9 protein-coding genes and 1 other annotated feature are annotated in these 12959 nt (G+C 29.1%); of the genes, 8 read left to right on the top strand and 1 reads right to left on the bottom strand.

The window, feature by feature from the left end; genetic code table 11:
* Window positions 1-190 precede the first annotated feature (190 nt).
* Complete coding sequence (locus C1715_RS00405) at window positions 191-1255, bottom strand: AI-2E family transporter (RefSeq protein ID WP_102398719.1); 1065 nt, start codon at window positions 1253-1255, stop codon at window positions 191-193.
* A gap of 455 nt (window positions 1256-1710) precedes the next feature.
* Here C1715_RS00405 and C1715_RS00400 point away from each other — a divergent pair, with 455 nt between their 5' ends.
* From C1715_RS00400 to C1715_RS00365, 8 genes are all read left to right on the top strand, one after another.
* On the top strand, window positions 1711-2709 hold the full coding sequence (locus C1715_RS00400) for an ABC transporter substrate-binding protein (RefSeq protein ID WP_102398718.1): 999 nt from the start codon (window positions 1711-1713) through the stop codon (window positions 2707-2709).
* Complete coding sequence (locus C1715_RS00395) at window positions 2681-3427, top strand: ABC transporter permease (protein WP_102398717.1); 747 nt, start codon at window positions 2681-2683, stop codon at window positions 3425-3427. Before C1715_RS00400 ends, C1715_RS00395 begins: the two co-directional genes overlap by 29 nt.
* A 4-nt stretch (window positions 3428-3431) precedes the next feature.
* A complete protein-coding gene (locus C1715_RS00390; RefSeq protein ID WP_102398716.1) occupies window positions 3432-4070 on the top strand; it encodes an ATP-binding cassette domain-containing protein in 639 nt (212 codons plus the stop codon).
* 64 nt (window positions 4071-4134) lie between these two features.
* Window positions 4135-4403, top strand: a binding site (T-box leader).
* Window positions 4404-4785: 382 nt separating this feature from the next.
* A complete protein-coding gene (gene tyrS / locus C1715_RS00385; protein ID WP_102398715.1) occupies window positions 4786-5982 on the top strand; it encodes a tyrosine--tRNA ligase in 1197 nt (398 codons plus the stop codon).
* A 322-nt stretch (window positions 5983-6304) separates the two neighbouring features.
* Window positions 6305-8476: a DNA helicase RecQ gene (recQ, locus tag C1715_RS00380; protein ID WP_102398714.1), complete on the top strand. Its 2172-nt coding sequence runs from the start codon at window positions 6305-6307 to the stop codon at window positions 8474-8476.
* Window positions 8477-8808: 332 nt separating this feature from the next.
* Window positions 8809-10218 carry a cysteine--tRNA ligase gene (gene cysS / locus C1715_RS00375; RefSeq protein WP_102398713.1) on the top strand — a complete coding sequence of 470 codons (1410 nt, stop codon included), beginning with the start codon at window positions 8809-8811 and terminating at the stop codon, window positions 10216-10218.
* 325 nt (window positions 10219-10543) lie between these two features.
* Window positions 10544-12223: a sensor histidine kinase gene (locus tag C1715_RS00370; RefSeq protein WP_102398712.1), complete on the top strand. Its 1680-nt coding sequence runs from the start codon at window positions 10544-10546 to the stop codon at window positions 12221-12223.
* Window positions 12224-12228: 5 nt separating this feature from the next.
* Window positions 12229-12939 (top strand): LytR/AlgR family response regulator transcription factor, encoded by a 711-nt coding sequence (locus C1715_RS00365; RefSeq protein WP_102398711.1) that lies wholly within the window; start codon window positions 12229-12231, stop codon window positions 12937-12939.
* Window positions 12940-12959: the final 20 nt, after the last annotated feature.

The following is a 12959-nucleotide window of genomic DNA, read 5'->3' as shown; positions in this document are numbered from 1 at the left end:
GTTAGCTATCTTTTGCACTTAACTTAAATCTTTTATTGGCGGTAGCCAGCGTAAATATTAAAGCTGAGATTTATACAAGTCAGTGTCTTATGGCAAAATATATTGAATTTTATCACGGAATTAAAGGCAGTTTTTTCTTAATGCACTTAGTTCACAATATGCTAAGTGCGAAAGTCCCTCTTTTGTTAATTTATTTTTCCAGTGGATTTTCATCCTTTAATGTAGTTACAATTACTTTTATTACAGCGTAAATTGGAACTACAACAAAAGCTCCAATAGGTCCAAAAATAGCAGCGGCAGCTACTACCAAAAAAATATCAGTAATTGGGTGAATTTTCATGGCTTTGGACATAACTAGCGGTACAATTACTCTTCCTTTAATAGCTTGAGCTACAATAAATAGAAGTGAGAGTTTAACTACCATTTTTAACCCCATACTTAAAGCTATTATATATGGTATTATCATAGAAATAAAAAAACCTACAAATGGTATAAAGGCTAATACAAAGGTTATAGATGATAGTATAAGTCCACTGGGTATACCTATAATTAAGTATCCGACGTAAATCATAGAAGCTAATGAAAGAGCTACTTTAGCCTGACCTATTATGTAATTTGAAAGTACATAATCACATTTGGTGAAAACCTCTTCTAATTTATTACCATATTTATTTTTATATTTATTAGGAACAATTCTTAATAAGCATTTTTTTAGTTCTCCATTATCCTTTAATAAATAGAACACGATTATGATGATAAGTAGTATGTCAGAAAATGCTACCATCACAAAATTAGCGGTTTTAAAAGCTCCATCCTTAAATAAATATAAGTAATTCTTTACATAAGAAGCAAGTTGTTCTAATATCCATTTCATATCTAAGTTTTTAGATAAATTACCATTTACAAAATTCACAAGATCATTTTTATGTTCTACAATAGAGAGTTTTTCTATAAGATTTTTAAATTGAGAAATAAAATATAAACCTAATCCTTCTATAATTCCAATTGAAATAATCATTGCAATTACTAAAGTGAGACTAGCTGCATAGGTATTTTTTAAGCCTTTTTTAATAAATATGTTTTTTAGAGGCTTTAAAATGTAGTAGATGAATACTGATATTAAAATCGGAACAATTATTAATTTGTACACAGAGGAAAAAGCTTTATTTACTATAGGGAATTTTATAAGAAAATGAATAGCTAGCAGTATTAAATTTATAAGTATTAAAGGAAGTAAAAATCTTTTTAATTTCATAAATAAATACATTTTATTAAGATAAATTTTTTTAATTTTTAAAGCATTTTATTTTATGTTTAAGTAGTAATATTCAAAATAAACCTTAATAAAAATAAACCTCCTTACTAAATATTTTATCTTTATTTTGTGTTTATATTGTACTTTTATGCCTATATGGGTAAGGTTTTAAATATTATTTATATAAGTGTTTTATCTGATTTCAGATTGTTGCTTTGTTTAGGACATTGTATTTATACACTAGTTTGATATATAATTTAAATAGTCCTATGCGCTAAGGAAACTTTATATAATATAAATGAATATAGTTGATTAAATTTAAATAGTTTCTTTGCTTCTTATGCAATTCATTCCAGAGAAATTTCATAAGTCAAGTAATGTAATATTTTTTGTGGTTTAATCATAATATGTTTTTACTAATATACTTAAAAAATTAAATATTACGAGGTGGTAATGTGAAAAAGAGATTTTATATACTCAGTTTAATTGCAATAATATGTTTTGCAGTTTTTCTTGGAGGATGTGCTAATTCTCAAAAGAATAATGCTAAAAACAATGCCAGCACCAAAGAGGAAAAGATAAAAATAGGTGCTTTAAAAGGACCTACAGGTATAGGCATGGTTAAACTTATGGAAGAGGGGAAAGATAAGTATGAAATTACTTTGTTTAATTCTCCAGATGAAATAGTTTCTAAAGTCGTAAATGGTGAGTTAGATGGAGCAGCAGTACCTTCAAATTTAGCATCGGTTTTATATAATAAAACAAAAGGAGAAGTTAAATTAGCAGCTATTAATACATTAGGAGTTTTATATGTGGTTGAAAACGGAAATGATATTAAAAGTATAAAAGATTTAAAAGGAAAAACTGTGTATTCTTCAGGAAAGGGATCGGCTCCAGAATTTATATTCAACTATATACTTAAGAAAAATGGATTAGAACCAGATAAAGATGTTAAAATAGAATACAAAATGCAGCATAGTGATTTAGCTGCTTCTGTAGCTTCTAAAGAAGTAAAGATAGCATTACTTCCAGAGCCCTTTGTAACTTCTTCTAAAATGAAGAATAAAGATTTAAAAATTCCTATTAACTTAACAGAAGAGTGGGAAAAGGCTTCAGAAGATGAAAGTAAACTAGTTATGGGTACAATAGTATTTAGAAAAGATTTTATATCTAATAGAAAAGAAGATTTAAATGAATTTCTTCAGGATTATGAGAAGTCTGTAGATTTTGTTAATAAAAATGTTGAGAGTGCAGGTAAGCTTGCTGAGAAACATGGAGTTATGCCTAAGGCCAAAATAGCAGAAATAGCCATTCCTAAGTGCAATATAGTCCTTATTAAAGGGGATGAAGCTAAAAAATCTATAGAAGGTTTCTATAAGATTTTATTCCAAAGCAATCCTAAATCAATTGGAGGAAAAATGCCAGATGAAGGATTCTATTATAAAAATAATTAAAAAAATATCTATATTGTTTTTTTGGTTAATGATTTGGGAGCTAGGCTCCCTTTTTCTCAATAAAGAAATTTTATTACCAGGTCCTATTTCTGTTTTTAAAAGGTTAATAGGACTTTTATTTGAAGAATACTTTTGGAAAAGTATATTTTATAGTTTATTAAGGGTGTTTTGCGCTTTAATAATATCTATAATCATGGGGATAGTATTTGGCATGATAGCAGGATTTTTTAAGGTTTTTGAAGAAATTATGGAACCTTTCATGGCAGCGGTAAAATCTACTCCGGTAATGTCCATAATAATATTAGCTTTAGTGTGGATTAAAGCTGGTAATGTAGCCATTTTTACTGCTATGTTAATATGTTTTCCTATAATTTATACTAATGTACTTCAGGGATTAAAATCAGTTGATATTAAAATTATAGAAATGGCAAGGCTATACAAAGTAAAAAAAATTTATGTAATAAAATATGTTTACTTACCATCAATAAAATCCTACATAGTTTCTGGAATAATTCTTTGTTTAGGACTTGCGTGGAAAGTAGTGGTTGCATCAGAGATTTTAAGCACTCCTAAATACTCTATAGGTTTAAATCTTTTAAATTCTAAGACAACACTGGATACTGAAGAACTTTTTGCATGGACTATTGTAGTGGTGATTTTGAGTTTAGCTTTAGAAGTTGTTTTTAGGAAACAAATATTGAAAAGAGGAGATAAATAGAATAATGAAAATATGCACAGAACAAAATTCAATAGAATATGAAATTGAATTAGTTAATATTTGCAAAAAATATGGAGAAATAGAAGTTTTAAATAATTTAAATATGAGCTTTCCTAAAGACAAAATTACTGTAATAACAGGGCCTTCAGGAGTTGGTAAAACTACTTTGCTAAATATAATAAGTGGATTAGATACAGAGTATAAGGGAAACATAATTTGGCATGATAACATAAGTAATAAAAATTTTTCGTATATATTTCAGGAAGATAGATTAATTCCTTGGCTTACAGTTTATGAAAATATAGCATTTATTTTAAAATCTCAATTAGATAAAGATCAAATGAAAAAAGTAATTGATAAAAATCTAAAATTAGTAAAACTATATGATAATAGAAATATGCTGCCTGAAACTTTAAGCGGTGGGATGAAAAGAAGAGCAGCTCTTGCAAGGGCCTTTGCTTATGAAAGTAACCTATTACTTATGGACGAGCCATTTAAAGGATTAGATAATAATTTGAAGAAAGAAATAATTAAAGAGTTTTTAAAAATATGGAATGATAATAAAAGAACTGTAATATTAGTAACTCATGACAAGGATGAAGCAGAAGCACTAGGTCATTATGTATATAAAATGGAAAAATAAAAGATTAAACTTTGCTTGACATTTAGTCATAATTTTTTTATAATAGTGTAAAAGTTAATATTAATTAAATGCTGTGATAAGAAAAAGTAGGTTTGTTCTATCTTTTCAGAGAGTTCCTGGTTGGTGTGAAGGAATAAAGAAGAATGTGCCGAATACATCTTTGAGCATGGCACCGAAGCCAGTATGGTTGTAGGCTGCTGACGGGATTCAGCCGTTAAAAAAGATAGAGTATCATGTGTATTGATAAGTTTTACATCGTACTCGAAAAGGTTAATATCGCAAGGTATTGATGAATTAAGGTGGTACCACGGGAATTTGTCTCCCGTCCTTATTGTGTAAACAGTAAGGACGGGAGTTTTTATTTTGTGCAAAATATTACTTAATTCAACTTTCGCGGTTATAAAATAAAAATATTCATTCATCTAATGTAAAGCTTGGAATTTATGTGCGAAAGTCGAGTAATTAAATAATAAATAAAGTTTTTATTTTTAAGCAGAACATTACTAAATGATAGCTGCTGAAATAAATTTGTAATCAGATTAACAATGCCGGCATAGGTTACGAATTTATTGAATTACAGTTGGGTATATATAGGGTAATTTATTAGAAAAATTAAGATTAAAAATTGAAATTAGAAAATTAGTAGTAAAAATTTAAGGAGAAAGGTAGGTGAAGTGTGTAAATTATAAAGTTTTATAATTTATACACAGATAACATTATGAATATAGATGAGCAAGTAAAAATAATTAAAAAAGGTGCAGATGAAATAATAAATATAGAGGAACTAAAAGATAAATTAATAAAATGTGAAAAGGAAAATAGACCTCTAGTGGTAAAGTTAGGTCTTGACCCTAGTGCTCCTGATATACACATTGGTCATGCGGTGGTCTTAAGGAAAATAAAGCAGATTCAAGATTTAGGACACAAAGCAGTAATAATAATAGGTGATTTTACAGGTATGATAGGGGATCCTACTGGAAAATCTAAAGCTAGAAAACAACTTACTAGAGAGCAGGTTTTAGAAAATGCTAAGACCTATGAAACTCAAATATTTAAAATATTAGATAAAAGCAAAACAGAATTAAGATTCAATAGTGAGTGGTTATTTAAGCTTAATTTTAAAGATGTTATAGAATTGGCATCAAAATATACTGTAGCTAGAATGCTTGAAAGAGAAGATTTCAAAAATAGATTTAATAATCAAATGAGTATAGGAATACATGAATTTTTCTACCCATTGATGCAGGCTTATGATTCAGTAGAAGTAAAGGCTGATATAGAGCTTGGAGGAACTGATCAGAGATTTAATATTTTAATGGGTAGAACTTTGCAAAAAGAATACAATCAAGAAAGTCAAATAGCTATATTTATGCCTATATTAGAGGGGTTAGACGGTAAGGAAAAAATGAGCAAAAGTCTTGGCAATTACATTGGTATAAAGGAAGAGGCAAAAGTAATATACAGTAAAGTAATGCAGATACCTGATGAGCTTATAATAAAATACTTTGAATTAGCAACAGATTTACATCCAGATGTTATAGATAATATAAAAGAAGAATTGAATAAAGAGGGTGTTAATCCAAGGGATATTAAGATGAGGCTTGCTAGAGAAATTACAACTTTATACCATAATGAATTAGAAGCGTTAGAGGCAGAAGAGAATTTTAAAAGTGTATTTCAAAAGGATGAAGTGCCTAAAGATATTCCAGTGATAGAAATGCATAGTGGCTGGGGATTAATAGATATAATGGTTCAAGGAAACCTAGCCTCATCGAAAAATGAAGCTAGAAGATTAGTGCTTCAAGGAGGAGTTAAGATAAATGGAGAACCAGTAAAAGATTTTAAAGAAGCTGAATTAAATCATGGAGATATAATAAAAGTAGGAAAGAGGAAGTTTATAAAAGTTTTATAAAAATGTATTAAAATCTCTCATTTATAGTTATCCTTTGAGTATTTCATAGTTTAGGATAAATATAAATGAGAGGTTTTTATTTAAGGGCAAGAAACATCCGTAGCTTTGATCTTAGTCCATAAGTTTTTATGCGAACGTGTGTATGAATAAAATGCATTTTTTTGTTTATAATGTAAAATATGAAATTCATAGATACTTTATAACAAATCTAAATTTTATATGTACTAAAAACTCATTTGAAATTTACAAATTTATTTATGATTTGTGTTAAACTAAGTATTATAGGTTTCTAATTAACAGGTAGAAGGAGTAGGGATATTTAATGTACAGTTCAGAAGAAGTTCTTAAAAAATATTTTGGCTATGATAGTTTTAGAAGAGGACAGGAAAAGGTTATAGGAAGTGTATTAAATTGCAAAGATGTAGTGGCTATAATGCCTACGGGTGCGGGAAAATCTCTTTGTTTTCAAATTCCTGCTATTATGTTTAGTGGAATTACTATAGTTATATCTCCATTAATTTCTCTTATGAAAGACCAAGTGGATAGTTTAAATGAACAGGGGATAGAAGCTACTTATATAAATAGCACTCTTACGGAAATGGAATATATGGAGCGAGTACAGCAGATATCTGTAGGCAATTATAAGCTTATTTATATAGCTCCTGAAAGATTGGAGTCAGAAAGCTTTTGTAGAATACTAAATGACGTGGAAGTATCTTTCGTAGCTATAGATGAGGCTCATTGTATATCTCAGTGGGCTCACGATTTTAGGCCTAGTTATAAAAAAATAGGCGAATTCATAAATAATTTTTCTAAAAGGCCAGTAATTGGTGCATACACTGCTACAGCAACGGAAAAGGTAAAGGAAGATATAGTTAAACTCTTGGGATTAAATAATCCTGATGTCTATGTAACGGGATTTGACAGAGAAAATTTGTTTTTTTCTGTGTTAAGAGGAGAAGACAATCAAAATTATATACTATCCTACATATCTAATCATAAAGAAGATAAGGGAATTATATATGCAGCTACAAGAAGAGAAGTGGAAAGCATATATAACTTTTTACTAAAACATGAAATAAAGGTAGGCATGTATCATGCTGGATTAAGTGATAGGAAGAGAGAAGAGGCGCAGAATAGCTTTGCTTATGATGATATAGATGTAATGGTGGCTACTAATGCTTTTGGTATGGGTATAGATAAATCAAATGTGAGATTTGTTATTCACAATAATATGCCTAAAAATTTGGAAGCCTATTATCAAGAGGCAGGACGTGCTGGTAGAGACGGGGAAAAAAGTGAATGTATACTTTTATTTAATGCAAGAGATGTACAGCTTCAAAGTTTCTTTATAGAGCAGAGTGAATTGCCTTCCTATAGAAAAGAGTATGAATATGAAAAATTAAGAGAAATGGTGGATTATTGTTATACATCTAAATGTCTTAGAAAATACATATTGGAGTATTTTGAAGATGAAGTGGATTATGAGGAATGTGGAAACTGTGGAAATTGCTTGGATGAAAGTGAGTACAGGGATATAACAATAGAAGCTCAAAAGATATTTTCTTGTATATATAGAATGAGAGAACGATATGGCAGCGGCATGGTAGTTGATGTGCTAAGAGGGTCAGAGAATAAAAAGGTTTTAACATTAGAATTAAACAAACTATCAACCTACGGTATAATGATGGAGTACAGTAGAAAAGACTTAATAAATATAATTAATAAATTAACTGCTGATGGTTATTTAAGACTTACCAATGATGGATATCCAGTGATTAAGTTAACATTAAAGGCTGTGGATGTTTTAAAGAGTAAAGCTAATGTTAAGATGAAGGTTGCAAAGGTTAAAAAGATTACTAAGGCTGATGATCAATTGTTTAATTTGTTAAGGAGGTTTAGAAAGCAAATATCCGAGGAAGAAAAAGTGCCACCATATATAGTATTTGGAGATAGCTCTCTAAAAGAAATGAGTGGATACATGCCTATTAATAAGGAAGAGTTTTTAAGTATAAGTGGAGTTGGAGAAGTTAAGTACGAGAAATATGGGGAGAGATTTTTAAATGAAATAAAAAGCTACATAGAAGAAAATAACATTAACAGAGGAGATTTCTTGAAAACTATAAGAAACTTAGATGATAATTCAAAATTAAAAAATCAGAGAAATAAAAGTGAAGAAAATGGGAATGGTAAGATTCCAAGTCACTATATAACATACCAAATGTTTTCTAAAGGTGAAAAACTTGAGGAAATAGCTAAATACAGAAATATGGCATTGCAAACTGTTGAAAATCATATAATTAAGTGTTACATGGAGGGAAAAGAATTAGATATTAATGAATTTGTTCCAAAAGAATATATTGAAATGATAAAAGAGGCAATAAATAAAGTAGATACAGATAGATTAAAACCTATAAAAGAATTACTGCCTAGAGAAGTGGAGTATTTTTGGATAAAACTAATTAAATGTCAGGAAGATAAAAAAGTAGGGTAAATATTTTTATTATGCTTATTGAAATTTTCATTGGTTGTGGTATTATTTCAATAGAGACAAATTTTATGGTTTTTAACTATGGCTATCGAAGAAATAAACAAGGGTTATTTCACCGCAGGAGTAGATTCTCTGCGGTTTTGTTATAAGGTACATTTTAAAAAATAACAAGTCAGTATGCTAGTCTGTTTTACGTCATACTGCGTTAGCAGAACCCGCCGATAGTCCTACCAAAGGCGGAAACTGCTTCCTTGTGTGACACAAAATATACTAGCATCTTTGACTTGTTATTTCTTTCATGTACCTTATTTAATTAATTTGTAGGAGGAAACATTATGGAGTTCTATGTTTACAATACCTTAACTAGAAAAAAAGAAGAATTTGTACCCGCAAAAGAAGGAAAAGTTGGTATGTATACTTGTGGACCAACAGTTTATAATTATGCGCATATTGGAAACTTAAGAACATATATTTTTGAGGATGTTTTAAAGAAATCTTTAGAATATGCAGGATATAAAGTAAAACATGTTATGAATATAACAGACGTAGGTCATCTTCAATCTGATGCAGATGAGGGAGAAGATAAAATGACGCTAGGGGCAAAGCGTGAAAATAAGAGTCCTTGGGAAATTGCTAGATTTTATGAAGATGGTTTTTTCGAAGATTGCAAAAAACTTAATATAAAAAGACCAACAGTTACTTGCAGAGCTACAGAGCACATAGATGATATGATAAATCTTATAAAGACATTAGAAGAAAAAGGTTATACGTATATTTCTAATGGTAATGTATATTATCAAATAGATAAATTTAAGGATTATACTAAACTTGCAAATTTAAGTATAGATGAATTAGAGGCAGGTAGTAGAGTTGAAGTGGACACCAATAAAAAGAATCCTTTGGATTTTGTACTTTGGTTTACCAATTCTAAATTTACCAATCAAATAATGCAATGGGATTCTCCATGGGGTACAGGATTTCCAGGATGGCATTTAGAGTGTTCCGCTATGTCTATAAAATACTTAGGGGAAGCAGTGGATATACATTGTGGAGGAGTTGATCACATACCAGTGCATCATACTAATGAAATAGCTCAATCAGAGGGAGCTTTAGGACATAAATGGGTAAATTATTGGATGCATGGTGAATTTCTTGTTTTAGATAATGGCAAGATGTCAAAGTCTAGTGGAGATTTTTTAACTTTATCTAGAGTTATAGAAGAGGGATTTGATCCTTTAGAATATAGATATTTTTGCCTACAATCTAGATATAGAAAGCAACTTTTGTTTAGTTTCCAAAGCTTAAAGGAAGCTAGTAACGGACTTAAAAAGCTTAAAGAAAAGATATTTTTTATAAGAAAAGCTGCAGAAGAAAATGAAAGATTAGATAAAGATAAAATTCAGGATTATAAAAATAAGTTTGCAAATAATATATGTGATGATTTAAATATGCCTAATGCATTCACTACACTTCACGAAATTTTAAAGGATGAAGAACTTACAAATAAAGAAAAAATTATATTAGTTGAAGATTTTGACGAAGTTCTTTCATTGGATTTACTAAATTATAAAGAAGAAAAAAATATAGATGTAGATGAAGAATATATAAATGATCTAATAGCTAAAAGAGCTGAAGCTAGGAAAAATAAGGAGTGGGCTAAGGCGGATCAATTAAGAAATGAACTTTTAGAAATGGATATAGAACTTATTGATACTAAAGAAGGAACTACTTGGAAAATAAAGTAGTGTCAAGATAAAAACATTTCAAGAATAAGGAATTTATCAGAATATGAAAATATTTTAGAGATAAATTCCTTAATTTTATATGGTTAAAAGATTAGAATTTCTTAAATTAAATTTATTGTTTCGAGCTCTTATGCAAGTCATGGAGGAATTTCATAACTCCACCACATTGTACTTTTGTGGTTTAATCATATGATTTTTTAGAAGTTTTACATTTTTATTTTAAAAGCATATGCATAAGGTTATATTTTATTAATAATACCTTTAAGACTAGTATTACTAAACTATAATAAAAAATGTAAGAAAATTCATGTAGGGAATGATAAAAATGATAGAATTACTTAAAAACTTATTGAATAATTTAGGATATATAATAGTAATTGCATTTATAGTTTCGAAACTAAATAGTTTTAAAAAAATAATGCAGAAGGATACTTTTACAAAAACAGATATACTAATTTTATCTTTAATTTTTGGAGGATTTGGAATTTTAGGAACCTATGTAGGTAAGGAGATAAATGGAGCTATAGCTAACACTAGGATTATAGGAGTTATGACCGGTGGAATTATGTGTGGACCTGTGGTAGGAATAGTAGGAGGACTAATTGCTGCATTTCATAGGCTTATTATATATCCAGTGGGTATAACAGCAGTCCCTTGTTCTATAGCTACAGTAATATCTGGAATAGTAGCAGGAAGAATATATAATAGATGCAATGATGAAAAGGTTGAAAGAAAGTGGATTTATGGATTTTTGAGCGCAATAACTATGGAAAGTCTGGAAATGATGCTGATTTTAGTTATGTCAAGGCCTTTTGAAAAAGCATTTTCTATAGTTAAAAGTATATACATACCTATGCTTTTTGCTAATGCAGCGGGCGTTGCTATGGTAATACTTCTAACACAAAATATATACAATGAAAAAGAAAAAATAGCAGCCAGCCAATCAAAATTGGCTTTAGAAATAGCAAGTAAAACTCTTCCATACTTTAGGGATACAGGAGAAAAATCCTATGATAAAATATGTGAGATAATTAAGAACTCTACCGGTGCAGATGCAGTGGCTATAACTGATATGAAATGTATTTTATCACATATAGGAATGGGCTCAGATCATCATGTTAAAGGTTCTTGTGTACTTACAGAAACCACTAAAAATGTACTTGATGAGGGTAGAATGATGGTTTTAAATAAAGCTAGTGAAATAAATTGTCAGAAAAATAATTGTCCATTAAAATCTGCAGTTATAGTTCCTTTAAAAGAAGGAGAAAAAATAATAGGAACTTTAAAAATATATTATGCCAAGGAAAATAGCGTATCTTATAGGAATATAAATTTAGCTGAAGGGTTATCTCAAATAATTTCTACTCAGATAGAAATTAGTAAAGTTGGAAAGCTTAAGGAAATGGCCAATAAGGCAGAAATAAAGGCGTTACAAGCTCAAATTAATCCTCACTTTTTATTTAATGCATTAAATACCATATCATCTTTTGTTAGAATTAATCCGGATAGAGCAAGAGAACTTATTATAAGTCTTTCAACTTATTTAAGGTATAATTTAGAAGTAGGAGATGAGCTAGTTGATATATATAAGGAATTAGAGCAAGTAAAGGCATATGTAGAAATAGAAAAAGCTAGATTTGGAGATAAATTAAATGTTGTTTATAATGTGGATGAGAATATAAATATTAAAATTCCTAGTTTGATAATACAGCCTATAGTAGAGAACTCAATAAAGCACGGAATACTACCTACAGGAGAGAGAGGAAATGTTAAAATTCATATTAAAAAAACAGGAAATGCAGAAGCTGAAATCTGCATAGAGGATGATGGAATAGGAATTCCACAAGAAATAATTAATAGAGTTTATAGGGGAAAGTGCAGTGAAAATAAAATAGGTATATGTAATGTTAATAACAGATTGAAAATACTTTATGGGCAAGGGCTTAAAATAGAGAGGAAAACTAAAGGAACTAGTACTAGTTTTGTAGTTAGATATAAGAGGTGATTATATTGAACTGTGTAATAGTTGACGATGAATATCCAGCACGTGAGGAGTTAAAGTATTTTATAAATAATTATAGTAAAATAAACATATTAGGGGAATTTGATAATGGACCAGAAGCATTAATGTTTATAGAAAAAAACATACCAGATATTATATTTTTAGATATAAACATGCCTAAAATTTCTGGAATTGAAATAGGAAGGTTACTAAGACGTTTTGATAAGAAAGTTTATATAGTATTCATAACAGCGTATGAACAGCATGCAGTAGAAGCTTTTGAAATACAAGCTTTTGATTATATATTAAAGCCATATTCTAAGGAAAGGATAATAAATACCTTAAGACGTTTAGAGAAGAATTCCTTAAATCAAGGGTTGCCATACGTAAATAACAGGATAACTCTTTGGAAAGAAAATAAAATGGTTGTTATAAATGTTAAAGATATTTGCTATTGTGAAGCTAGAGAAAGAGAAACCATTGTTTATACTATGGATAATGAGTATATTATGAACCAAAGTATTTCACATGTGGCGGAAAAGCTACCAGAAAATATATTTTTCAGAACACATAGATCTTTTCTTATAAATATTGATAAAGTGGTGGAAATAAATCCTTGGTTTAATAATACATACATGCTTAAATTAGAAGGGTCAAATAAGGAAATACCAGTTAGTAGAAATAACATAAATAGTTTTAAGCACATCATGGGCATATAAATGCACTTTATGTGCTTTTT

This window comes from Haloimpatiens massiliensis (assembly GCF_900184255.1).
GTDB lineage: Bacteria > Bacillota > Clostridia > Clostridiales > Clostridiaceae > Haloimpatiens > Haloimpatiens massiliensis.
The sequence above is the reverse complement of the archived record's forward strand: the minus strand, read 5'-3'. Positions and strand labels throughout refer to the sequence as shown.